We start from the raw sequence: 22,602 nt of genomic DNA, 5'->3' as shown, positions 1-22,602 counted from the left end.
AAGTACCGATTAGCGAGGTATCCGTGAGCGGTCCAGGCCGATGCGTGTCAACGGCGGAAGCGGAGAGGGCAGGGAGGCAACCTTGCAAACAATGCACGCATTAATTATACTCCTATACCACACGGATGCACTCGGAGTCTGACATGGGGCGCGTGAAAGTGAACCTGACCATTGACGCGGAGCTGTCACGCGAGGCGCGGGCGCTTGGCCTGAACATGTCGCGGGTGGCGGAGGCGGCAATTGCAAAAGTGGCACGCGAGGAACGCAACCGGCGCTGGCGGCAGGACAATCGTGCCGCATTGGACGCCTATGCCGAGGAGGTGGAGCGCGACGGCCTGCCTCTAGCCCGGTTCCGGTCGTTCTGAGCGGAGGGCTGCATGGCTCAGTTTGATGTGTTTCGCCTGTCCGAAGGGCTGCTTGTGGTAGATCTGCAAACCGACCTGATTGGTATTGAGGCTTCCCGCATCGTTGCACCCCTGCGTGAAGAGGCGCGCTATGCCGCGTTTCCCGGTCTGACTCCACGCGTGAGCGTAGCGGGCCAAACTTGGATCGTTCGGGTGCAGGAGCTAGCCGCGGTGCCGGGCGCAGAGCTGAAGGACCATGTCTCATCGCTGGCCTCGGAGCGGGATGCCCTCAAACGCGCGCTTGATATCCTGATCGACGGGGTCTGAAATAGAGGCAAGGCAGGAGCCACCCTTTCCAACCGATTCCGCCAACTAGTTCAATAGACTGTGTACTGTTTCATGCGAATTTGCTGTAAGCGAAATTATGTTGTGGAACTGCGTTCTGAACGTTTCAAAGCCGTCTTACCAGTCGAGCTACCAACTGCTGATCAGTGGAACATCCTGTCTTCGTCCTCGCATTCTTCAAGCGCTTTTTGATGGCACCGTAGCTGACGCTGAGATGAGCAGAGGCCTGTTCCCTTGTCATCCCTCGGCCGATGCATTTGATCACCTCAAGCTCGCCTTCGCTCAGTTCAAAAGAGGTCTCGATTTTATCGAGCAACGCGTCAAACCAGTCCGCAACACTTTGGATCTCGTCGTCAGTGAACTCGCGATCCTCCCGGGCCAGTGCGCAGAATGATATTCTATAGCCCCGCCGCCTAGCTATCCGAGCTCCGAATTTCATCCCATGTCTTTTGGCGGAGGCCATGACACCCATGACATCGGGCGTCTTGATTTCGGACCACCTCTTGTTGTTGTTTCCTGCATAAATGGTCGAGAGAACCACGGGATCAGCCCACAGGTACATCCGGTTCACATACTCTTCCTGCCATTCGACCGAATAGGTTGCATCGAAATACTCGGAGCCGTGCGGCGTGTGGTTTATCACGAGTGAGAAGCCAGAAGGTGCTAGAACTGCCAGCCACTGGCGATCTTCCATGTAGCCTTTGATGTGCGAGGGTAGACCAATAGAAAGACTGAGGTCTTTCATTGGTTCTCTTTCAATCACAGCATTCATTTGGTTAACTTTTCCCGCTTCATTGGGCTCAATCAGTCGGCGAGTATGACTCTGAGTAGCGTCATTTAACGGAAACTTCTTATAATTGCAAAGTGAAAGATCGTAATCACCTTTTAGTTGCGCGACAAGCCACCAATGTGATTAGACAACATTACTCTTTGGGCCGCTGGCGTAATGTGATGGCAGATCTACCCGGCGGTACTTGGACGCGTCAGCGCCGCCTGCCTGGTCCTTAGTCCACGAGACTTCTTCATCGCCGGTGTTCCATTTGAATACGATGCCGACGCGTTCAAGGGTCACATCAAAAAGCTCAGCCACAGGAAAGGCACCGGTCTTCTTCGCGCTTTCTTTCTTCGTTGCCCGCTCACCTGCCGGACGTTCCCTGACGATCTCGCAAGAAAATGCAAGGAATGTAGCATGCTCGTTGGCGACAAGATTTCCCAAGGGTTTGGGCGAGAACTTCATGATTTTTGCCATTCTCATGAATGTCGGTGGGCCGAGAAAGAGGCATTCTCGCGCACCTATTGACGCAAGGTGGTCGTTTACCGCTGTCAGAATGAGCGGGCCCACCCTCATGTTCCCAACCGAGACGAAGCGGGTCAGTTCCCACACGGCAGGGTCGACAGGAGGTAGCGAAAAACAGAGATTTGCTGGGATGCCTTCGATCCTCTGAAGATAGGCGTCTCTGATCATGTATGAGTTCGGTTCCACGCAGATTGAGGAACTGTACTCTTCGCGAGTCGTGCGGATAAGGCGGGCCCCACCCAAGACTACACCGGTCACCGTGTCCACCGCGATTGCGTATATGGCGGCGTGACAATCGTATTCGTCCATTTCATACCCGATTGCCTCGAACAGTTCCCATCCCATTTTGTCGATGAATACCTGTTTTCTGAGTCTGAAATATTTGTCGATGTATTCCTGGTCCGCTTCTTCTGCGTTGAAGGGCAAGATCTTCACATCGATCATGGAGTTCGTCCTCTAGTTGAATTGTATCGCTCGTTGGTATTCGTGCTTCTCTGCTCTCATCAACTTGACGCATGACCTTTGTCTAGATCGGCGGTCGCAAAATTACCCCTAGGGTACCCAAGGTGCTATTTTGGCTACCTGCAGCGATCTTAACTTGACACGCACGCTCTTGGGTTGTGGCCGCCTCCAGCAAGCAAATGTGCAGGCCCAGGGTGTTGAAAACTCAAGACAAGTCAAAAACTGCTTCGTCTCTATAAAAATTATGTTGATATCATTTCACGTGTTTGATATCGGTACACCATGATGATCACAAATGACTTCATATCGCCCCTGCGAGTTTGTACTAACTCCATTCAGGCAATGGAGTCAGCAAAACATGAGAGATCTAACACCCGTGTTACTGGAGGATGGGTTTCGCGAGGCACTGGAAGATGGCGGCATTTTGGAGGTTCATTGCCTTGCGCCGGTGACGCACGAACGTGGTGTCGTCAGCGGTCAGTGGAAGTTCTTTGTTCTTCACCAACAGGACGGAGACCCGTATCGGCAGGTGTTGATCCTGCAACGCGGCCTCAAACATCGCATCTTTACAACAGCAGCTGGCGTGGCGAGTTTCGCTCTGGGCCTCGGCGCGAGCACCGTGTGTATCCCCATGGTAGAGGGGGGAATCGGTGTTTGTAAGGTCCCCAACTCGGGTCGTAACTGACCAAGCCGTACTACGCCTGGCTACACAGGGAACTGTTTCCCAATTCCCAACTCTTGAATGCACAACTCAACCCAGGCGATTGTCATTCGCCGGGTTTGGTCGTGTGTCTTTGTCCATCTATTCAGTTTCGCCCCGAAAGGGCGGAAACCCGAGGGCTGCAACCCTTCGGGACCAAACGGGCACTGCAACTGCCCGATCAACTCCAAAGCATCCAAAAACAAGGAACAGTGGGAATGCGAAACATGTTGAAGAGGGGGCTCGTTACGGGCCTGACTGCGGCTGGCGTGGCATTGGCGAGCGGAGCGGCAATGGCTGCCGGTACGGACGCCGGTGTTGAGGCTGGCTTTTTTGCACTTGGTAGCGATCTGAACACAGTTCTGAGCGGGGCAGGTGGCTATGTGATCCTGATCCTGTCGGTGATCGTTGCCGCCGCAACTGTTGTGTTCACTGGTCGTTGGGGGGCTGCCGTCGCAGCGTTCGGCGTTGCCGTTCTGCTCGGCTATGGCCTTCCGACCCTCAGCAGCTTCGGCTCGGTTACCGCAACGATCGAAATGCTCGAACCGATGGTCATCGCGTCCGACGTTCACGCACCGATTTCGGTTCAGTGATCTAACGAACTCCCCGGCTTTTCGGATCTCTGCCGTCAGGGCCGGGGAGTTCTCCTCTACAGGTGCGCGTTATGGCTAAGGTAATCAAGGTGGAGCAACGTCTTCAGGACCCGCCGCAATTCTTCATCTTTCCGGCAGACGAAGCGGTCGTGGCGGGCATACCGTTCATGCTCGGCTTGCTCAGCAAACAGGCGTTTGTTGGTGTAGGGCTCGGCATCGTTTTTTTTCTGCTCTGGAAACGTGTTAAAGGCGAACGGGGTTTGAGCGGCCTGCTTGCTTTGCTCTACTGGATCATCCCCAAGGAAGTGACGATCTTCCGCTCGTTTCCCGACTCCGCTGTCAGTCAGTGGAGGGCGTAATGAACTTCCAGAACCTCGACAAAGCCTACAAACGCTCCCGCCGCGCGATGATTGTCCTTGGTGGTGCCGTTGCCCTTCTGCTCGGAACCAACGCGCTGATGGCTGCCAAGCTCTATAGCCAATCCAACCAGGTGGTTCTTGTGCCTTCGACTGTCAGCGACGGCATGGTGGCCCGTGGTGCTGTTGACAAGCGCTATGTTGAAGCGGTCGCGATGGATGCGGCCTATGCGATGTATAATAGCTCGCCAGAAACCGTCAGGTATGGGCGCGCAACGCTTGAGCGTCTTGCTGGGCCCGCTGAGCGCGCGGGCATTCTCGCCAAGTTTGACAAGATCACGGACGATGTTGTTGAGCGCAAGATTTCAACTGTCTTTTTCCCCCGCAAGATCGAGCACAACTTTGAACGTTACGAAGTTGTCGTTGAAGGCGATCTCGCGACGTATCTCGAAACCACTCAGATCACGCGCGAAGACCGCCGCATCCTCATCAAATTCAAGCCGCAGGCTGGCTCGATCCGCCTCGCGTCCATTGGTCTAATCAAGGAGGACGAATGATGCGTCAGATCATCCAGAACGCGCTATTGGCGACTCTCCTGATCTTCGTCGCGCTCGTAGATCCCGCTGCTGCCGCTATTCAAAAATTCTCAGTCAATGAAAACGGTCTGGTTCGCCTCAAGGCGTCGATCACCGGAATTACACGGATCAGTGTCGAAGGGGATCGCATCGCGTCGATCGTCAATGACGATGAAACGTCTGTCTATCAAGTCAAGAATGACGAAAACACCGGTGATCTCTTCCTCCGGTATGTCGGACCTGAGGGCATGCCGGAGAAAGAGGGCGGCTATATCGTCACCGAAAAGGGTCTGACCCTAGCCTATGAAATACTGCCGATCCGGGCCAGCACTCAAACGGTTCTGATCAAGGTCAAAGGCACCCAATCCTCCGAGGCCATTTCAAGCATCTCGTCCAACTCTGGTGGTTTTGCCGGGACAAGTATTGGCGGCGGGGACGGATTTGCCGGGGATCTCACGAACGCAACCCGTGAGACAATCAGAAGCAAGATCCGCAGCCCGCGCCCTGGCTCTTCCAGGAATGGCGCGCTCGTTGCGTCGCACGTGATGGGCGACCTCGTCGGCGAAGTGCGCGTTGCGTCGGCAGGGAAGGGGGCCCGACAGGTCCGCGAACAGGATTTCTATCGCAAGGGCGTTCTTTCGGTCTGGGTTCAAAAGAAGAGCCTTGCCGCTGGTGAACGGTCCTGGGTCGTCGTTGTGAGGGCGAAGTAATGGCGGAAATGGATCGCAGAAAGAAACAGTATATCGCGCTTGCGCTGTTGGGCGGTGCAGTTATTGGTGGCACCGTATTGGTTGGGGAGCTCATCAAACCTGATTCCACACCCGGTCTCTCCACGTCATCACAGCCAACGATCGATGAAACGATCATCGCGGATCGTAGCTCGGCAGCCTCGCCGGAACTGACCTTTGTTCGTCAGGGGCTTGCTCAGATTACAGCGCTCAAGGAAGAGCTGGAGGAGCAGCGCAAGCTCTTCGATCAATCAAGACTGCAAGCACAGCGCGAGGCAGAAAAGAGCCGCCAGGAAAACGAGGAGGTTTTCCTGCAGATGGCGGGCCGTATCGAAGCGCAAGCCAAAGAGCTTGAATCGTTGAAAGGCCAGGTAGGCTCCGGCCCGATTCAATCTGGTGATGTCGTTCCATCGGCGCGTGAACAGCTTCTCCGCAGACAGGCGCAGACCGGTCCGGGATCGGACTTTATCGAGCGGCGCACCCCGTCCCGGCGCAATGCCACCACTCAAGGACAACAACCCGCCGGGACGGGTGATGCGATAGGGCAGGGGAGCGGCTTTGGTCAGAGCTTCACACTTGCATCCATGAAGAATGCCGAAGGGGAAGAGCGCGAAATCAAAACGCTCAGCAACTATCTTCCTGCTGGCAGCTATGCACCAGCAGTCGTTCTTTCGGGCGCCGATGCCGCCACCAACGTCTCAAACCGGGAAAACCCGATACCGGTCATTTTCCGGATCACCGGCCCCGCGATCACGGCAGCAGTCGGCCACACCTCGCCAGCGCGTGTGAACCTCAAAGGATGCACTGTACAGGGCTCAGCCACCGGCGACATTTCATCGGAACGGGTCAAGGTGCGGCTCATTACGATGACCTGCATCAATCGAGCCGGCCAGGTGCTTGAGACGAAAGTTGCCGGGTACATGTCCGGATCGGGCAAAGAGGGCGTTCGCGGCCATGTGACCAGCAGGGCAGGGCCCCAGGTGAAAGCCGCCACGATTGCCGGCGCAATCGGTGGTCTCGGCTCGGGCTTCTCGTCCGCCGCAACGGCCGGGATTTACAACGAAAACGCCTCCGCCAGCCAGATCCTCAAGGGCGCAGGTCTCGGGACACTCTCGGGCGGCCTGGAAGGCGCGGCGAACACCCTGGCCGAATATCACATCAAGCGCGCCGAACAGTATCAGCCCGTCGTGTCGCTCTATGGCGGCACCAAAGTCGAACTCGTCTTTCTCGAAGGTGTGGAACTTGGATCATGAAACGACACTTATTGGCCATACCAGTACTGGCTATCTCAGCCTGTACCGGCTCCAACACCGACACGGACTTCTTGTGCGAGGCACAGGCGGGTTCGCCCTGTACCACCATCGCTGCCGTCGATGGCACTGGTGCATCTGGTGTCACGTCGGTTGCAGAGCGCCCCGAGGACACCGCCGTCAAGAGTCTGACCCAGGAGCAGCTGTTCTCCGGCAAGGGCTTTGTGAGCGGTCTTTCCGATCGTGGGCATCCCTATAACGCCTCTGCATACAGGTCGCCCGAAGTTGTCGGAACGCTTTGGATCGCACCCTTCCTTGATCAAGGCGGGATTTTTCACGAAGCCCGGTTTGTTCATTTCGTCATCCAAGAGGGCAAGTGGCGCAAATGAGCGACGACAAGACAGAAGACAAGCAGGTCGCAGACTATGCCCATCCCGAGAAGACAGCGCGGATGCAGGTCATTCGTCGTGACAGGCGCAAGGCCGGCTTTGCCGAGGTCACAGTCTGGGTTCCCGAGGAGTACGTGCGGTTCGCACGCGATTGGGCCTGGAAACTCATCGACAGGGTAGGGCGCAACTTTCCGCATCGCGCTCCCGACGCCACCGCTCGCAGGGAAAGGAAACGCACCAAATGAGCTTTATTCGAGACATCATGTCGGGTCTTTTTGGCGATGCCCCCTGGACCGATGAAGAGCCGAAGCTGATGGAAGGCGACGTTCTCTCGGACATTCTTCCGTGGCGGATCTATGACCCCAAAACCATGCTCTACCATGGCGCAACCGGTACAGGGTTTCTAATCGAGGTTGGCGCTGCGATTGGGGACCAGGACGTTGCAGAGAATATCGCAGGTGTTCTTGCGGCAAACCTTCCCTCGGACGCCTTTTTCCAGGTGCTCAACTGGACGTCGCCGGCGATCGACACAATTGCCCAGCACTGGCAGCGCGCACGGCGCGGCCGCTCCGCGCTTGTTGACGAAATGATCGATCAACGCCTCGCCCATCTCGACAGCATTCGTTTTGGCGTCGAAGAGGGCGGCGCGCGCGCGATTCCTCTTGATCGGCACATCTTCTTTGCGGTCTGGCTTGAGGGCGATGTCGGCATGGAGGACGAAAAGCGGCTGAACGCGGTCAGGACCGGGCTCAATAGCGTCTTTTCAACCGTGAGCTGGTCGCAGGATGTCCCACCACACTCACTTTTGGCTTTTCTTCGCGAAGTCTTTCACATCGCCCGCCCCTCACAAAGCTCTGGGGATTGGCAGGATGAAGCCTATGACGAGGCGATGCCGCTGAACTATCAGCTGCCCGGCGCGACTGTCCGTGTTAGCAGCGAGGCTTTGATGTTTTCAGGCAAGCCCGAGATGTCGGCTGCCGTGTCTTCCATCAACGCATATCCAAGTGAATGGGTGTTTGGCCTCGGTATGGCGCTGAATGGTGACCCGCCGCGCCTCATGGACCGCCCGCTCGGTCCCGTCCTCACGTCATTCACGCTTCGGTCCATGAGCAACCAGAAGAGCGGCGCGCTGCTCCTGAAAAAGCGCGGCATGGCCGAACATGCCGCAAACAGCAAGTTCGGGCAGTACATTCCACGGTTTACTGAGAAAAAGCAGGAGATTGATGAGCTGTCAGGACAGGTCAATGCAGGTGAACGCCTGTTTGAGACCATCTACACCATCGTAGCTTACGCCAGGGGCGGTCCAACCGAGGCTCAGATGGCGGTAAGCGAAGTCGAAAGCATCTATCGCCGTCAGAAGGTGAAGCTCTCCAAGGATACCTATCTGCAGCTCCCCCTCTTCATGGCCAGCCATCCCTTCGGCTGCACCACTTCGATGATGAAGGATTTTGGGCGCCAAATGCGCATGCGGTTGCTCAAATCGGCCGCCGCCGCCGCTTTCCTTCCCGTGCACGGTGAGTGGATGGGCAATTCCAAAGGACCCGGCATGCTCCTGTTGGGGCGACAGGGGCAAATGTTCCAATGGGACAACTTCGTCAGTTCCGGTAACTACAACGCCGCTGTGGTTGGCAAGTCCGGCGCAGGTAAGTCGGTTTTCATGCAGGAAATGGCCTGTGGAATCTATACTGCTGGCGGCCACGTTCTTGTCATTGACGACGGATATTCGTTTGCGACCACTGTAGAGATTCTTGGCGGCAAGCACATTGCCTTCGACGGCAGCACGCGCAACCGCCTGAACCCCTTTTCGCTGCTCGATGGCGACGCGATGGGCCAGGACGAGTACCGCACCGACGCGATCGAGCTAGTCACCCGCGTTGTTGCCTCGATGGCGGATCTCGGCGCGCACAAGTCCACCCGTGTTGAAGGGGTGGAAGAGGACTACATTCGAGCCGCGATTTCTCGCGTTTGGGACGAAATGGGGCCGGAAGGCGAGATCACGGACGTTCGGGACGCTTTGCTGGAGGCGGCTCAGCACGAACCCCGGCTCCCGGATGTTGTCCGCAAGCTGGATGCGTATGCGCGCGGTGGGTCTTACGGTCACTATTTCGAAGGGCCAGGCAATATCTCGCTGGATGCCTCATTCACTGTTGTTGAACTGAGCGACATCAAAGGGCAGGCGGGTCTTGAGGCCACCATCCTGCAGATCGTGATGTTTCTCGGCACCGAGCTCATGTTCAAGACGCCCCGTGACACGCCGGTTGCGATCATCATCGATGAAGCCTGGGATCTTCTGAAAGGCGAAGGAACCGCGAACTTCATTGAAGGCGTTGTGCGCCGGGCCCGGAAATACACAGGTGCGCTAATCACCGGCACGCAGTCGATGAACGACTATGAGGCAAACCCCGCCGCATCGGTCTGCCTGCAGAACTCCGATTACCGGATCTTCCTCGCCCAGAAGCCCGAAAGCATCGATGCGCTCAAAAGTATCGAACCCCCGGTGAAAATGTTGCTCAAGTCCCTGACATCGGTGCGCGGGCGCTTTGCCGAGATGGCAATCCAGATGCCCGAAGGGTTCGCCTATGGGCGGCTTCTGCTCGATCCCTTCTCGCTCGCTGTGTATTCTTCCAAGGGCTCAACCGTTGAACGGATCAACTATTACAAGTCGCAGGGCCTCAGCACTGTTCAGGCCATCAAGACACTTGTTGAGCGTGGGGAAGTGTCATGAGCTGGCGCAACCTTCTGATCATCGGCCTGTGCGCCATCATCACCCTGCAGGTGGCTTTTGCGGCTGGGTACCTTTTGGCCTCCCACAAAACTGCTGCGCCGGCGATCGTTAGTTTTGATCCTGATACAAGTCTGACCATGTTCGTGCTTTGGGCCGATGGTCGGATGGATAACGAGCAATATGCTGCTGCCCTCCCAGTGTTCAACGAGCGCCTGGAGCGCGATGTAGAAGCGTTTGCGGCCGAGACTGGAACCGTTGTTATCACCGGCAACGTGGTCGCAGGCACAGATCTGGACATCACCGATATCACAATTCCCGTCATGGAAAGGGTTCTACGTGATGAGGCATTCTAAGGCCAAATACTTCGCCCTGTCCCTGATGCTGCTCGTCACCGGCTACTACTTCATGGCGGCTGGCCGGATCGGCGTGAATGCAACCGACAGCATGACCGCCAATGGTTTTGTCATGGTGACCTGGCCCAAGCCGATCTGGCATGGGGCCATTGTCGCAACCAGGCTTCCGAAGGTTCTTGCGGGCAGGTTTGAAGGTAAGGATCTTCTGCTGACCAAACGCGTGGTTGGCGTTGCTGGCGATCCGGTTCGCAGCACGCCCCTGCAGCTTTGCGTGCGGGATGTCTGCGCGAAGGGGCTTGAGAAGAACGGTCGGGTGGTTGCCCCCATCTGGCAAGGCACCGAAGTGCCCGAGGGCACCATTCTCGTCTTTGGTGAAAGCCCCGACAGTCTTGACAGCCGCTAAGCGGCGATTGGCCCGATCCCGTTGGATGACGTGCAGGCGGTTGGCGTCGAAATGCCGTTCCCCCATTGGACCAAGCTCGCGGAGTGGCTGGAATGAAGGGTTACAGCCCGAGGCTCTTTCTCAGAAGCGCGTTGGCGCGTGTCTGCCAACCTTTCCCATCGGCCTTCAAACGCGAAAGCACATCGGGATCCAGCATGATGCTGACACGTTGCTTCTTTTCACCTTCTGGCAAGGGTGGGCGACCGCGGGCGGCTGACTTGAAGAACGCGTCGTCAAGTTCGCTCACCTCACCATCTTCGTCGATATACGGCTTATGTTCGGCTGCTTTGCCCATATCTCTTAACCTCTCTCGCATTGGCCTTTCTCAGGCTGATGATCCGCATGTTTTGGCCGCGCCAGCACCAGGCAAACACACAGATCCGCTCATGGATCGGAGCGATCGTTACAAATCTGGGCTCAGCATAGTCGCTTCGCGTGTCTTCGATCGTCAACGCCTGACTCCAAACCGCATGTGCAACATCGGCAAAATCAAGGCCGCGCTCCTTCATCGTCTGAGCGCGCTTGTTGTCATCCCACTCCAGGTTCTCAGATTTAATATACATACGTTAATTCACAGTTTCAACCGCAAGACCTGCGCGACTTGCAGGGTCGGCACACCAATACGCAGACCTCTCGCACTTCCTCAAGCCATATTGCTGTTGCTGTTGGCCACCGCATCTTTCAGCCACGCCAAAGATCTTGGCGTTCACGGGCCACTGTTTGAGATCACCGAACCGTCGCTGCTCGATACGATCCACTCTCGTCTCAAGGAGATGGAGGCAGCTGGTGAGCTGGACCAGATGCGCGAGGAAATGCAGAACACGACCCGCTCTTATGTGGAGCGTCCCCGCCCGGTTCCTGGTTTGGGCAAGGCCGAGGAATACGCGACCTGGGACGTTGATATGAGCATCACACTGAATGAGGATCTGTCCGACCATAAAGGCCAGATCTTTGCGCGCGCAGGCACGGTGGTGAACCCCCTGGCTTATTCGCGCTTTGACAAGCGCATCGTTCTTTTCGATGGGGATGATCCGGAACAGGTCTCGTTTGCTCTCTCCAGAGGTAACGAGCTGGATACCCTTCTGGTTCTGGTAAATGGTGATCCGCTGGGCCTCATGCGTGAGCATGGGCGGCGGTTTTACTTCGATCAGAACGCCGTGCTTGTGGATCGGTTCGGCGTGCGCAACGTGCCTGCCGTTGTAAGCCGCGCCGATCCCGTCATGCGTGTTGAGGAGGTTGTTGTCCGATGATCTCCAACAAACTCATTGGCGCGCTTGTTGTTGGCTTTATGGCGTCCTCATCGCTTCTCGCTCTCTATGGCCTGGTTTCGACGCGTGTGACGACCGCCAGCAATACCTACTGGTACGACACCGAGGAAATTGCGGTTGTAGATGGCGACACGATCAGGATTAACGGCCATCGATACCGGCTTTCCGGTTATGACACCCCAGAAACCTTCCAGGCGCAGTGCGACAGCGAACGTGCCCTCGGGGAAAGAGCCAAGCAGCGCCTTACACAGCTGATTTCCAAACATGGCGGTATCACGCTCTGGGTCAAATCGCGGAAAGACCAATTCGGCCGCTTCATCGCAAACGGCTCTGTTGGCGACATTGATGTCGGTCACATCCTGATCTCGGAAGGGCTTGCGCAGCCTTACTTTGTTGGACCGCGCTCATCCTGGTGCTCTCCCAAGCACAAGCCTCAAAACGAAGGGAACCAGTCATGAAACGGTTTGCGCTTCTCTATGCGCTTGTCTTTTCGGTTCTCGCAACCGAAGCGGCCGCGATCTGCAACAAGCGCTTTCTCAATCCCATTACCGAAGTGTGCTGGGATTGCATTTTCCCGATCTCAATCGGTGGTCTCAGCATTGGTGGCGGCGGTCGGCCTGATACCCGCAATCAGGCATTTCCACTCTGTATCTGTCCCGGCATTCCACCGCGGCCCGGGCTCGCCATTGGTCTTTGGGAACCTGCGCGGCTTGTGGACGTTGCCAACGAGCCCGGCTGTTTTGTGAACATGGGGTTTGAGTTGGATTTCGGTCTGTTGTCGCTGGGCAAATCCAGCGCCACACAACAGAACGGCGGCAGCACCGGATCACGCTGGCAGGCGCATTACTACTTCTATCCGCTGATTTCCTGGCTGGGTGTCATTGTTGACGGCCTCTGCCTGCAATCGGCTCAGTTCGACGTGGCCTATATCTCCGAGATTGATCCGCTCTGGCAGGATGCCGAGTTGAACAACCTGATCAATCCCGAGGCCATCCTGTTTGCAAATCCCATCGCACAAGCCGCCTGTGCTGCCGATTGCGTGGCGGCCTCAAGCGGCAACCTTCCCCTGGATGGTCTCTTTTGGTGCGCCGGTTGTGGTGGGTCCATCTACCCCATTCAGGGCGATGTTGCTGCTCATGTCGGCGGTGTCATGGCAAGCCAGGTGGTCGCCACAAAGATGCTGGCGCGCATGCACCGTCTCTTCATCGCCCGCAAAACGTCCGACGATCGCGCCCTGTGCCAGACGGAATCGCTGCCGGTTATCAAGAAGAGCCAATACCGCATGCAGGTCACACGCCCCCGACCCAAGACGTCGGGCCGGTTTGGCTGCGGCCCTGTCGGCTTCTCATACCAGTTTATCGACTCACTTCGCGAATTCCCGTTCAAGGGCGAGTCCTTTGGCTGGCTGTTTTGGAGGAAAAGAAATTGCTGCGCACTCTGATCGCTGTTCTCACATCCACCACTGTTATGTGTCCTGTTTTGGCCTCTGCTCAAGACACATCTGACGATCAGCCCGTTGTCGAATACGCACCTGGCTCCACCGGGCCCATCGACGCGCCGCTTGCCACAATTGTTGATGATGCAAAGAATTATGGTGAAGCGCTGAAAGAGCGCCTCGTCCAGCAAGATCCTGCCGAGAATGCCTTCTCGGGTATCGAATTTGAGGGCATCCGGGATCGGGCCATGTCAGATCCGCGCGTGCGCGCTTTGTTGGGGGCAGGGGACGGCGCGGTATCGCCCGGCGGTGATGAGGAAGAGCGCTACGCGGGGGCCACGGTGTTCCTTCTGGCTTCCTTTTCGATGCCCAAACCTTCGCTGCGACAGATGATGGAAGAGGCCAAGATCTATGGTCTGCCAATCGTCTTTCGGGGGTTCGTCAACAACTCTGTCTATGAGACCGAAGCAGCCCTGCGCGAGACGTTTGGTTCTGTTGATGACGCTGTCGGGTTTTCGATCGATCCGACGATTTTCACGCGGTTCCGAGTTGAAGGCGTTCCCCAGGTCATTGCCATGGCAGAGAGCGTCGATGTCTGCGAGACGCCAGGATGTGAGGATGATCCAATTCCACCCCATGACAGGGTAGGGGGCAACGTCCCCGTCGAATATGCCCTTCGCCTCATTGCCGACCAAGGCGATGTCGCGTCCGAGCAAGCCCTGCAGCTTCTTGAAGGGGATCGCTAGGATGTCCGTCTTGCCGCTTCATAGAACCCTCCCGGCTTTCGGTTTGCTTGCCCTCCTGATTGGCTCAGCAGCCAATGCTCAGGACGCCATGGATCGCGCCGGTGTAGCTGTTGGGTCGGTCGGAGATCCATCGGGACATTTCAACGCCACCACCGTTGATGACGTGGTCACGCCATATGAGACAAGCACCCCTGCCGAAACCAATATGGACCACAACACCTTTGAGGACCGGATCCTCACAACACGGCAGGCCGACAATGATCAGGGCCGAGTTCTTCGCGCGACGGAGGAAAGCGCGATTGTGCGCCCGAACGTAGAGATCGATGCCCAGGGACCTTTGCTGGACGATGCCAATTGGGCGCACGAGAATGCGGAAGATATCGCTGGCAAATACTTCACCAGCGAGACCGGGACCTGCACCGAACCCAATCTTCCGGTGACGACCAAGCTGGACTTCTTTTGCGAAAGCTCGCCCGCCCGCGAAACAAAAACCTGCGAGCTGATCCGCAATATTTGGGTCGATCGTACCGACACGTACCGGTGCGATGTGCGGACAGCGAATTTCGTAAAGGTCTGCGACAAGACGAATAGCTACAGCTGCGTTGTGAACTCGAACGCAAATTCCTGCATTCGCAACAACGTCAACATAACGGGCGGCACCGTAACCTGGAACGGCAACCGCGCCACGGTTGCGCTTCCGACCCCTGCGCATCCGCAAGAACCTGCGATTGGCCTTCATCGAACCCGGTGGGCCGCCCTGGTCAAACACCCGATCTCCATCTCTGTTTCGGATCGCTTTCAGCCTTCAACTGTGAGCATTCGTCGGGTTGATGCGCGCGGTGTGGCTCAGGTCACCAAGGACGGGGTTCCGGTCGGGACTTACGTCAATTCGCGCCTCGGTCACTTCGCCAATCCGGGTGCGAACCCATATGGCACGCAATGTCCGAGCGTGGCCAATGACGGGCTCCTGGTCGCTTACACCAACACCAAAATCAGTTCCCATCCCAACAATCGGCATATGCCCGAAGCCTGGATCATGATGCGTCCACATTATTATCAACCCTGGCTTACCAATCGGTGGGTTTCGATTGTGGGAAGCGGGCCAACCGTCTTCGAATCGGGTCATGACGTGCCCGAGGGTATTGGCCCGCTCTATACATGGAACGGTATTTCAACACTTTTCCATCAATGCGTTCAATACGCCTCCTTGCCAGCAAACCGCAATGTGGTTCGCGACACGCTGACATTTCTCGATCTCAACACCTTTGCCAATGCCCGCCCTGTCGGACCCCGGCGCTTCATATCCACGGATCTCACCACCAGGGTGGTCTACGAGACAGACGTTGCGCAGGCCGGATCAGCGCAGCTTACGTTTGAGTTTGAAGGGGCTTGCTGTGATCGCTTCCAGAACAATGGGGATGCGCAATGTCAGTGATCCGTTACTTTTCGCTCGCTTTGTTTTTGACCCTCTCGGTCGGCACTTCGCTCAAGGCTGACATCAACTGCCAACCTGCAGTTTACTCCTGTTTGGAACATGGGACATCCAACGCCGGCGGCGTTCAACTTGCCTCTCATTGCGTCCGGGAGGCAGGTACACAGCAATGTGTCGATACCGATCCTGTAAATGAGTGCAGGAGTGTTTCCCTCAGTGTCAAATGCACCCAGCTGACGGAGGAGTGCATTGACTATGAGAACGGGGCCTGCCGTCAAACGCGCTTCACGTATTCCTGTTTCAATGAAGACGACGACATGAGCCCGGCTATCCTGACGGATACGCAATTCGGGCCCGTTCAACAGACTATCGTCAACACCTGCACGGATTATGACAACAACCCCCAATGCGAGCTTCGCAACACCGTGACGGTTGAGGGCGCGGAGGTCCGCACAATCAACCGCAGGGACTTTTTCCGGAACTGGTGGCGGCGCGAGCGCGAATACAGCTGCATCGTGCCCGGAGAAGGCGACAACGATTGTGGTCCGCTTGAGAGCAACCCAACCTGTCAGCTTGTCGGCAATAGCTGCATGGCCGAAGAAAACGGCGTCTGCTCCAACCGGCAATTTCATTACCAGTGTGGCGAAGAGCCTGGCACCCTGGAAACGTCCTGTGAGCCGATCAATGTATGTGTTGGGGACAATTGCATTGGCGTTGAACAGGAAACGTCCGACGATTTTGGCAATTCTGCAGCCTGGTTGAACATTCTGGCGCAATTGCAGAACGAATTCCGGGCGCAGAACACGCAAGACCCCAACGAGGTTCGGTTCTTTGTTGGCTCCGAAATGACCTGTTCGGATGCACCGGGGCGCGACTGCTGTGGCGACGGCGGCATTCTCACGAACCTTGCCCAATGCCCTCAATCCGCCGAGATCCTTGCTGACAAGCGTCAGGCCGGCGCCACCCACTACATTGGCGTCAGCTGCCAGGAAAAGGTTCTGGGAGCTTGCATCAAGAAACGCCACTACTTCTGCACCTATAACTCCAAGTTTGGCCGCGTCTTCATAGAAGAGTTCAAGAAGCAGACCAATGAGTCCTGGGGCGACACGAACATTCCCAATTGCAGCTTTGTGACCATCGAAGACATCGCCAATGTCGATGTGGACCAGATGGATTTCTCGCCGGTCTTTGGCGACATCATGGCCGATGTACAGCTGCCCGTCTCCAGCGGCATCCAGGACTTTTTCAACTCCCATTACCCGTCCGCCGATACGGATGCCCGGCAAGTGTATGAGGACCAAACCCCATGAAGAGACGCGTTTTCCTGAGTGCTGCGGTCGCCAGCCTGATCGCCGGCACTGCAGCTTTTGCCGAGGCCCCCAAAACCGAGGTTCCCGGCATCGGCGTGATCCTGATCGGGGCCTCCTGGTGTTCGCTGTGCCATTCAGCCGCGCCCGTCCTGGCCGCCATTGTTGATGGTGCCGCAATCCCTGTTCTTGTTGCATCCCAAGATGGTCGGCCAATCGCGCCTTTCCCCGATGTGGTTGATGCAAGCGAGCATCCGGTCGCGGCGGCTGTTCAGCAATTCCCCACGACGCTGATCTATTCGCACGCAGCCGGCAGGATCGTTTCCGAGATCGTCGGTTACAAGAACGCGCGCCAATACGCGCAGCGGGTGAGCAACGCCATTCTGGCGGCGGCGCAAGAGGTTCACTGATGCGGGGCCTGCTGATCTCAACCGCTTTGATCACGCTGTTCGGCCAGGGCGCCGAGGCGCGACTGTTCTGCAATGGCGATGAGGTCACAGGCTGGCATTTCTATTGCGATCCGGAACCGGAAGAGGACCCCGAACCCCAGCCCGAACCTGAACCGGAAACGACACAAGCGCCTGAGCCCGCCCCCGAACCGGACCCCAAGCCATTGACAGCCACGGAACAGATCGAGGCCTATCGCAAACATGCAAATGAGCTGAAGCACCGCGCCATTCTCGAACCGACCCCGGAAAACCTGCAGGCCTATATGCGCGTGAACCGGGAAATGGTTGTCATGGCGCAGAAGTTCACCGCCGTGTGGCAACGGGTTCTGTTCAGTTACCCGGATTTGGACGCAAACGTGAAGCGCCCGCTGACCCAGATGGGCACGCATATCTATCAGGATCAGAAAAACCTTGCCGAACGGGCCGCTCTGCAACGCGCCGCCGAGGACGCCACGCTGATCTTTGTCTTTGATGATCCCGCCTATTGCCGGGTCTGCCTCGCACAAAGCCAGATTTTGGACGCGATGCGCCAGCAGTATGGAGTGGAGATCCTGGCCGTTTCCACCGATGGCAGCGCCATCGAGCATTTCCCTGATGCTGTCGCCGATAGCGGTCAGTTGGAAAGCCTCGGAATGAGTGAGTTTCCCCGCCCGTTTGTTGCCGTTGTCGATCTCACAAATGGTGCAGTCGATCACATTGGCGGCGGCCTTCTGACCGAAGACCAGATCCTCGAACGCATCCGCGTGGTGCGCGAAATCCCGATTGGAGAGCGATATGAATAAGGACTTCGAACTTGCCGATTTTTCATTTGGTCTTTGGTCTCTTGTTGCAGGTATTGCGTGTTTAGCGGCCTTCGCCCTTGGTCTGATGCCCGAAGATTTCCACCTTTGCCTGCCTTTCCTGTTTTGGGGCTTCGGTAGCTCTGTGATCGGTGTGGTGAGTCTCGTCTTCGCGATCTTCGTGCCCGACAGTTCAGAGGAAGTTGAGCCTCGCGAGACCGGATCGGGTCCCGAAAACCCTGATCATCAGGGGGGGATCGTATGAGTTATTTTATCGGCAACACCGCGATCGATCCGACAAGCGAGACGGGACAGAAGGCGCTTGCCGCTGCCCATCGCAACCGGGAACGCGTCACCTGCGGATGTTGTTCACCGCGTCCTCGAATGTATGTCGCTGCCGTCAATGGCCGGTTCATCGTCAAACGGATGCCATCAACGGGTGACGAACATGCCCCTGGCTGTGCATCTTTCCTTCCTCCCGATGAGCTGTCCGGTCTCTCGCAGGTCCAGGGGTCCGCGATCAAGGAAGAGGCTGACACCGGCATCACCTCACTGCGCATTGATTTTCCGCTGATGATGAGCGGGATGCGGGCGGCCCCTCCCGAGCCGTCCGGCAAAAAACCGACGGAAGCCAAGGTTGCGCCGAAGAAACTCCGCCTCACGGCTTTGCTGCATTATCTCTGGCATGAATCCGAGCTGGTGAAGTGGTTTCCGGCGATGGAGGGCAAGCGCTGGTGGGGCGTCGTGCATCGTGCGGTAAATGATGCGGCCCAGGGCAAGGTTGCCAAGTCCAAAAACCTCGCTGAAATCCTCTATATTCCCGAGCCGTGGAAACTGGACACCAAGGCCGAGCATGCCGCGCGCCGCCAAAGGCTCTTCCGGTCGCTGCGACGTCCAACCGGACGCGCGCCACTCGGCATCCTCGTTGCTGAATACAAGACCCATGAGCATACCCGGCTTGGGGCGAAGTTTCTGTTCAAGCAGATCCCGGACTGCCCATTTTTTGCCGACGATGATCTCACGACACGATTTGAAAAGGTGTTTGCGGATCAACTGATGCTCGCCGACATGGCGGGTGACACGCACATCATGGCGATCGCAACCTTCTCGATCGCGCGCAAGGGGTATCCGGTTCTTCAGGAGATCGGCCTGATGCTTGTTAACAAGACTTGGATCCCTTTCGAGCATATGCGTGAATTCCAGTTGCTGCAGACCCTTACCGCCAGCAAGCGCGCTTTTCTCAAGTCACTCCGGTTCAACCTCGATGTTGACGCGCCGATCGCGTCTTGCGTTCTCACCGATCTTCAAAATCCGGTTTCGCTCTTCGTGTCGGATATCAGCGACAGCGCTCAAATGATCGCGGATCTGCATGCGACGGCAGAGGAGGGGGCTTATAGCCCCTGGCTCTGGCTTGGCGATCAGCCAATGCCCGACCTTCCCCATTTGCCACAAGGACGTTTTCAATGACCGTTCACCAGAGAAAGCCGCTTCCGACGCGCCGGCATACTAAAAACCGGAAGGTCATGATCCCGCGCGATCAAACCATTCACCTGTCCGTCGGGTACCACCCCGAGGACACAGCCCGTCCGCGAGAAGTGTTTTACAGCGCCGGTCTCAAGTCAGGCAGTGATCTTGAATATCACATGCAGGACGTGTGCTTCCTGATCTCCCTGCTTTTGCAGCACGGTCTGTCACCCTTGGAGATCGGCCACTCGCTCTCGCGCCGCGAAACCGAAAACGTTGCCGTGAACTTTGGCAGCCTTGTTGGTTTGGTTCTTGATGAAGTCCGCAAACCCCCGCTTTGGGCGGCTGAGAAAGAGGAAAGTCAATGAAACACCTCCTGCTCAGTTCCGTGTTCGCGGTGTTTCTTGGACTTCCTTCCATGGCTCAGGATCTCGGTGGCGATCTTCGGGACTTTTGGGAACGCACAGGCGGCGGCGTGAACGTCACTAAACCCACCGCCTATCAGGGCCAGCAGGCCGGATATGCGACGCTTGGCTCCCTATATCTTCGGACACAACCCCGCAACAGCCAGCTTGCTGCAATTCAGCTTCCCAGCATTCGTGCCGGTTGTGGCGGGATCGACATTTTTGGTGGTGCCTTCAGCTTTATCACCGAGGAAGAGTTGATCGCGCTGATGGAAGCGATCATGCAGAATGCAGCCGGCTTCGCTTTTGAGCTGGCTCTGGAAAGCCTGTCTCCGGCGGTTCAGGAAATCGTCGCCAAGCTGCGCGATCTGATCCAACAGGTGAATGCCGCCAACATCAATTCCTGCGAAGCGGGCCAGCTGCTCACAGGCTCGCTCTGGCCCAGGATGGAAGGTGCCTCCCAGCATGTGTGCCAGACTATTGGTGGCTATTCCGGCTTCTTTGCCGACCGCGTTGCCGCGCGTCATGGCTGCGGGACCGGTGGTCAACACCGCGACACGATTGGCCGCGCAACAGGGGAGCTTGCGGACCAGGTGCCCACCAACGTCAACTACGCTTGGCGCGCCATAAAGAAGAACGCGTTTCTGGTTAGCAATCGCAGGATCGCGGAATACTTCATGACGCTTACCGGCACAATCATCACAGTGGCCGGATCAGATGACGATTCCCCAACAACACACAGAACGATCCCACCCAAAGCGCTGTCTCCCGAGATGGCGCGCGCTCTGGTGGAAGGGGGCGATTTTACTGTCCTCAGGTGTGACGAGGTAAACGAATGCCTGAACCCGACCTCAGGCCCCAGATCCCTCGTCCGGGCAAATGCGTTGTTTGCGGTGACGGCTGACGCTATTCAGGCTCTTTCCGACGCGATCAGCAACGATACGGCTCCACCAGCCGCCTCCATCGCGCTGATCAACCTGACCACCATCCCGATCTATGATCACCTGGTTACCGCGAAGAGCTATAAGTACCGCTTCGTCCAGGATGATATCAACAACATGGCTGAGCTTGTCGCGGTGGATCTCGCGATGGCCTATATTGATGAGGCTGTTGACGAGATCCTGACAAGCGCGGCCAATGTGGACATTGCTGGCGATATCAACCGCGAGTTCCAGGAAAAGGTCAGCCAGTCCAGACAGGTTCTCCAGCAGTTCCGGGCACAGGCGCAGCGTAAATACGCAGAAGCCCTGAGCAACCTTGATCGACTGAAACTCGCCAAGGGTGAGTTGGCAGCGTCCACAAACGCGATCTTTGCCGGCGTCCTGACCAACTCAGGGGGTCAGTGATGCCGGAGCTTGAGATCCACACTGTTGGCGGCGGGTACTACCTGTACGACATCTTTAGCTATCTCGCCGCATTCACCTCCTCTGCGAATTTCAACGCCCTTCTGTATGGCGGAATTGTTGCGGGTCTTCTTGTAGCGGCTTTTCAGGTTGCATTGTTTGGTTCGATCCGCTCCGCGCTGACCTATTTTCTGGGCACCGCACTGGTGCTTGGGATTGGCGTTGGTCCCAAGGCAAAAGTGATCGTCATGGATTCCACCGTGCCGCTCGGCATTTACGGTATCGTGGACAACGTGCCCTGGTCCGTTGCCTTTGTCGGCTCGCTCACGTCGCGCACCAGCGACGCGCTGACCGACACGATGGAAACGCTTCTCGCAGCACCCGATGACCTCACATACCAGAGCTCCGGCATGATGTTTGGAGCCACGATCCTGAGCCAGTCGACCAGATGGCGCGCGGTCACACCTCTGGTTCAAGAAGGTCTCGTGAACTTCATGGAAAACTGCATTGTGGACGGCTCCCTAGTCGGCATCGTTCCAACGGGCCGGTTGGCAAATACAGGTTATCTCAATTCCTTCATCACCAACAATGTTCCACTCTCGTTGGCCTATTATGACCCTGTTCTGGATGCCACCACCACCTGCACCGATGGTTGGCCGCAGATCCAGAACCGTATCACGGAGGAGGTCAACAAGGTCCTCCTCCAGAAAGCCGCTGCAAAATACGCCGGCACCCCATCTCTCAACCTGGTAGCAGCGGGCAACAAGATGGGGAGCACCCTCAGCCAGTTTCAAAACTTCATCGGTAGTACCTCTGCGACGGCCGTCACATCGATAAGGCAATCGATGCTGTTAATTGCGATGGACGATTCCATCCAGCGCCTCATTGCGTCATCTGGCAATAACGCGGCGATGACAGCCTATCAGGCGGCGCGGACCGAGGCCCAAACGTCTGCCAGCTACAGCGCCGTTGGGATCAGCGCGCTTAGATGGGTGCCGCTCCTGAAAATCGTCTTTGAGGCGCTCTATTACGCTGCCTTCCCGATCGCTATGGTTCTGATGATGACGCCTTTGGTCTGGACGGTTCTCAAGGGCTATTTTGGCGGCTTTGTCTGGCTTGCGGCCTGGGACCCGCTCACGGCCATTCTTCATTCCATGGTGATGAAGGCCAGCTCTGGCTATTACCGCGAGGCGATGGGCCAGTATAACGGCACCTCCATCGACTACGTCATGTCCTTCGCCAATTACCTCGGCGTGCGCGCAGTCGAACGGCTCTGAAGGTGTAGACGCCCCCGCTGGCCTTGGTGTGCCATTGTGGGTTTACAAACAACCTGAATGGAGGCGTCTATGGATGAGATTAGCATGATTGGCCTGGATTTGGCGAAGAACGTTTTCCAGGTGCACGGGGCGGATCAGA

General features: G+C 56.9%; 30 protein-coding genes. 26 read left to right on the top strand and 4 right to left on the bottom strand.

The genetic code is table 11. The annotated features are described in order from the left end of the window. The first annotated feature begins 143 nt into the window (after nt 1–143). Together AB1E34_RS23565 and AB1E34_RS23560 are read left to right on the top strand one after the other, a co-directional pair. Nucleotides 144–365 carry a type II toxin-antitoxin system CcdA family antitoxin gene (locus AB1E34_RS23565; protein WP_372574754.1) on the top strand — a complete coding sequence of 74 codons (222 nt, stop codon included), beginning with the start codon at nt 144–146 and terminating at the stop codon, nt 363–365. 12 nt (nt 366–377) lie between these two features. Then, entirely contained in the window at nt 378–671 is a 294-nt protein-coding gene (locus tag AB1E34_RS23560) for a CcdB family protein (protein ID WP_372574753.1), read from the top strand. Nucleotides 672–795: 124 nt separating this feature from the next. Here AB1E34_RS23560 and AB1E34_RS23555 read toward each other — a convergent pair whose 3' ends face one another. Together AB1E34_RS23555 and AB1E34_RS23550 are read right to left on the bottom strand one after the other, a co-directional pair. After that, complete coding sequence (locus AB1E34_RS23555) at nt 796–1,434, bottom strand: helix-turn-helix transcriptional regulator (RefSeq protein ID WP_372574752.1); 639 nt, start codon at nt 1,432–1,434, stop codon at nt 796–798. A 168-nt stretch (nt 1,435–1,602) separates the two neighbouring features. Then, nucleotides 1,603–2,430, bottom strand: coding sequence for an acyl-homoserine-lactone synthase (locus tag AB1E34_RS23550; protein ID WP_372574751.1), 828 nt, complete (start codon nt 2,428–2,430; stop codon nt 1,603–1,605). Nucleotides 2,431–2,806: 376 nt separating this feature from the next. Between AB1E34_RS23550 and AB1E34_RS23545 the strand changes: the two genes are divergently transcribed. The 11 genes from AB1E34_RS23545 (at nt 2,807) to AB1E34_RS23495 (ending at nt 10,520) form a co-directional block, all read left to right on the top strand. Further along, nucleotides 2,807–3,133, top strand: a complete 327-nt coding sequence (locus tag AB1E34_RS23545) for a hypothetical protein (RefSeq protein ID WP_372574750.1) — start codon at nt 2,807–2,809, stop codon at nt 3,131–3,133. 308 nt (nt 3,134–3,441) lie between these two features. Further along, the gene (locus AB1E34_RS23540) at nt 3,442–3,741 is read left to right on the top strand and encodes a hypothetical protein (protein ID WP_372574749.1); all 300 of its coding nucleotides are present in this window, start codon (nt 3,442–3,444) and stop codon (nt 3,739–3,741) included. Nucleotides 3,742–3,812: 71 nt separating this feature from the next. Beyond that, entirely contained in the window at nt 3,813–4,100 is a 288-nt protein-coding gene (gene traL / locus AB1E34_RS23535; protein ID WP_372574748.1) for a type IV conjugative transfer system protein TraL, read from the top strand. Next, nucleotides 4,100–4,654 carry a TraE/TraK family type IV conjugative transfer system protein gene (locus tag AB1E34_RS23530; protein WP_372574747.1) on the top strand — a complete coding sequence of 185 codons (555 nt, stop codon included), beginning with the start codon at nt 4,100–4,102 and terminating at the stop codon, nt 4,652–4,654. The genes traL and AB1E34_RS23530 overlap by 1 nt, the downstream gene beginning before the upstream one ends. Continuing rightward, the gene (locus AB1E34_RS23525) at nt 4,654–5,382 is read left to right on the top strand and encodes a TraK domain-containing protein (protein WP_372574746.1); all 729 of its coding nucleotides are present in this window, start codon (nt 4,654–4,656) and stop codon (nt 5,380–5,382) included. Before AB1E34_RS23530 ends, AB1E34_RS23525 begins: the two co-directional genes overlap by 1 nt. Next, a complete protein-coding gene (locus AB1E34_RS23520; protein WP_372574745.1) occupies nt 5,382–6,653 on the top strand; it encodes a TraB/TrbI/VirB10 family type IV secretion system protein in 1,272 nt (423 codons plus the stop codon). The genes AB1E34_RS23525 and AB1E34_RS23520 overlap by 1 nt, the downstream gene beginning before the upstream one ends. Then, entirely contained in the window at nt 6,650–7,039 is a 390-nt protein-coding gene (locus AB1E34_RS23515; RefSeq protein WP_372574744.1) for a TraV family lipoprotein, read from the top strand. Before AB1E34_RS23520 ends, AB1E34_RS23515 begins: the two co-directional genes overlap by 4 nt. After that, nucleotides 7,036–7,284 (top strand): hypothetical protein, encoded by a 249-nt coding sequence (locus tag AB1E34_RS23510; protein WP_372574743.1) that lies wholly within the window; start codon nt 7,036–7,038, stop codon nt 7,282–7,284. The genes AB1E34_RS23515 and AB1E34_RS23510 overlap by 4 nt, the downstream gene beginning before the upstream one ends. After that, nucleotides 7,191–9,764, top strand: coding sequence for a TraC family protein (locus AB1E34_RS23505; RefSeq protein ID WP_372574742.1), 2,574 nt, complete (start codon nt 7,191–7,193; stop codon nt 9,762–9,764). Before AB1E34_RS23510 ends, AB1E34_RS23505 begins: the two co-directional genes overlap by 94 nt. Beyond that, nucleotides 9,761–10,117: a TrbI F-type domain-containing protein gene (locus tag AB1E34_RS23500; RefSeq protein WP_372574741.1), complete on the top strand. Its 357-nt coding sequence runs from the start codon at nt 9,761–9,763 to the stop codon at nt 10,115–10,117. The genes AB1E34_RS23505 and AB1E34_RS23500 overlap by 4 nt, the downstream gene beginning before the upstream one ends. Beyond that, complete coding sequence (locus AB1E34_RS23495) at nt 10,104–10,520, top strand: S26 family signal peptidase (protein ID WP_372574740.1); 417 nt, start codon at nt 10,104–10,106, stop codon at nt 10,518–10,520. Before AB1E34_RS23500 ends, AB1E34_RS23495 begins: the two co-directional genes overlap by 14 nt. A 100-nt stretch (nt 10,521–10,620) precedes the next feature. On the opposite strand, the gene AB1E34_RS23490 is transcribed toward AB1E34_RS23495, so the two are convergent. Both AB1E34_RS23490 and AB1E34_RS23485 read right to left on the bottom strand, forming a co-directional pair. Then, on the bottom strand, nt 10,621–10,854 hold the full coding sequence (locus AB1E34_RS23490; RefSeq protein ID WP_372574739.1) for a BrnA antitoxin family protein: 234 nt from the start codon (nt 10,852–10,854) through the stop codon (nt 10,621–10,623). After that, complete coding sequence (locus tag AB1E34_RS23485; RefSeq protein ID WP_372574738.1) at nt 10,832–11,068, bottom strand: BrnT family toxin; 237 nt, start codon at nt 11,066–11,068, stop codon at nt 10,832–10,834. The genes AB1E34_RS23490 and AB1E34_RS23485 overlap by 23 nt, the downstream gene beginning before the upstream one ends. Here AB1E34_RS23485 and traW point away from each other — a divergent pair. The 13 genes from traW to AB1E34_RS23420 are packed head-to-tail and all read left to right on the top strand — an operon-like array spanning nt 11,030 to nt 22,463. Next, nucleotides 11,030–11,809, top strand: a complete 780-nt coding sequence (traW, locus tag AB1E34_RS23480; protein ID WP_372574737.1) for a type-F conjugative transfer system protein TraW — start codon at nt 11,030–11,032, stop codon at nt 11,807–11,809. The two genes, AB1E34_RS23485 and traW, sit on opposite strands and share 39 nt — an antisense overlap. Then, nucleotides 11,806–12,285 (top strand): thermonuclease family protein, encoded by a 480-nt coding sequence (locus tag AB1E34_RS23475; protein WP_372574736.1) that lies wholly within the window; start codon nt 11,806–11,808, stop codon nt 12,283–12,285. Before traW ends, AB1E34_RS23475 begins: the two co-directional genes overlap by 4 nt. After that, nucleotides 12,282–13,268 carry a conjugal transfer pilus assembly protein TraU gene (gene traU / locus AB1E34_RS23470; protein ID WP_372574735.1) on the top strand — a complete coding sequence of 329 codons (987 nt, stop codon included), beginning with the start codon at nt 12,282–12,284 and terminating at the stop codon, nt 13,266–13,268. Before AB1E34_RS23475 ends, traU begins: the two co-directional genes overlap by 4 nt. Further along, nucleotides 13,253–14,008, top strand: coding sequence for a type-F conjugative transfer system pilin assembly protein TrbC (gene trbC / locus AB1E34_RS23465; RefSeq protein ID WP_372574734.1), 756 nt, complete (start codon nt 13,253–13,255; stop codon nt 14,006–14,008). The genes traU and trbC overlap by 16 nt, the downstream gene beginning before the upstream one ends. A gap of 1 nt (nt 14,009) precedes the next feature. After that, entirely contained in the window at nt 14,010–15,443 is a 1,434-nt protein-coding gene (locus AB1E34_RS23460; protein ID WP_372574733.1) for a hypothetical protein, read from the top strand. After that, entirely contained in the window at nt 15,434–16,750 is a 1,317-nt protein-coding gene (gene traN, locus AB1E34_RS23455) for a conjugal transfer protein TraN (RefSeq protein WP_372574732.1), read from the top strand. Before AB1E34_RS23460 ends, traN begins: the two co-directional genes overlap by 10 nt. Next, on the top strand, nt 16,747–17,157 hold the full coding sequence (gene traF / locus AB1E34_RS23450) for a conjugal transfer protein TraF (protein ID WP_372574731.1): 411 nt from the start codon (nt 16,747–16,749) through the stop codon (nt 17,155–17,157). Before traN ends, traF begins: the two co-directional genes overlap by 4 nt. Beyond that, nucleotides 17,157–17,978 (top strand): conjugal transfer protein TraF, encoded by an 822-nt coding sequence (locus AB1E34_RS23445; RefSeq protein ID WP_372574730.1) that lies wholly within the window; start codon nt 17,157–17,159, stop codon nt 17,976–17,978. Before traF ends, AB1E34_RS23445 begins: the two co-directional genes overlap by 1 nt. Continuing rightward, nucleotides 17,971–18,240, top strand: coding sequence for a hypothetical protein (locus tag AB1E34_RS23440; protein ID WP_372574729.1), 270 nt, complete (start codon nt 17,971–17,973; stop codon nt 18,238–18,240). The genes AB1E34_RS23445 and AB1E34_RS23440 overlap by 8 nt, the downstream gene beginning before the upstream one ends. Next, complete coding sequence (locus AB1E34_RS23435; protein ID WP_372574728.1) at nt 18,237–19,442, top strand: DUF1173 family protein; 1,206 nt, start codon at nt 18,237–18,239, stop codon at nt 19,440–19,442. The genes AB1E34_RS23440 and AB1E34_RS23435 overlap by 4 nt, the downstream gene beginning before the upstream one ends. Continuing rightward, on the top strand, nt 19,439–19,807 hold the full coding sequence (locus AB1E34_RS23430; RefSeq protein WP_372574727.1) for a TSCPD domain-containing protein: 369 nt from the start codon (nt 19,439–19,441) through the stop codon (nt 19,805–19,807). The genes AB1E34_RS23435 and AB1E34_RS23430 overlap by 4 nt, the downstream gene beginning before the upstream one ends. Continuing rightward, entirely contained in the window at nt 19,804–21,189 is a 1,386-nt protein-coding gene (locus AB1E34_RS23425) for a conjugal transfer protein TraH (RefSeq protein ID WP_372574726.1), read from the top strand. The genes AB1E34_RS23430 and AB1E34_RS23425 overlap by 4 nt, the downstream gene beginning before the upstream one ends. After that, complete coding sequence (locus AB1E34_RS23420) at nt 21,189–22,463, top strand: conjugal transfer protein TraG N-terminal domain-containing protein (RefSeq protein WP_372574725.1); 1,275 nt, start codon at nt 21,189–21,191, stop codon at nt 22,461–22,463. The genes AB1E34_RS23425 and AB1E34_RS23420 overlap by 1 nt, the downstream gene beginning before the upstream one ends. Nucleotides 22,464–22,602 lie beyond the last annotated feature (139 nt).

It is taken from the genome of Ruegeria jejuensis (assembly GCF_041537905.1).
Taxonomy (GTDB): domain Bacteria; phylum Pseudomonadota; class Alphaproteobacteria; order Rhodobacterales; family Rhodobacteraceae; genus Ruegeria_C.
The sequence above is the reverse complement of the archived record's forward strand: the minus strand, read 5'-3'. Positions and strand labels throughout refer to the sequence as shown.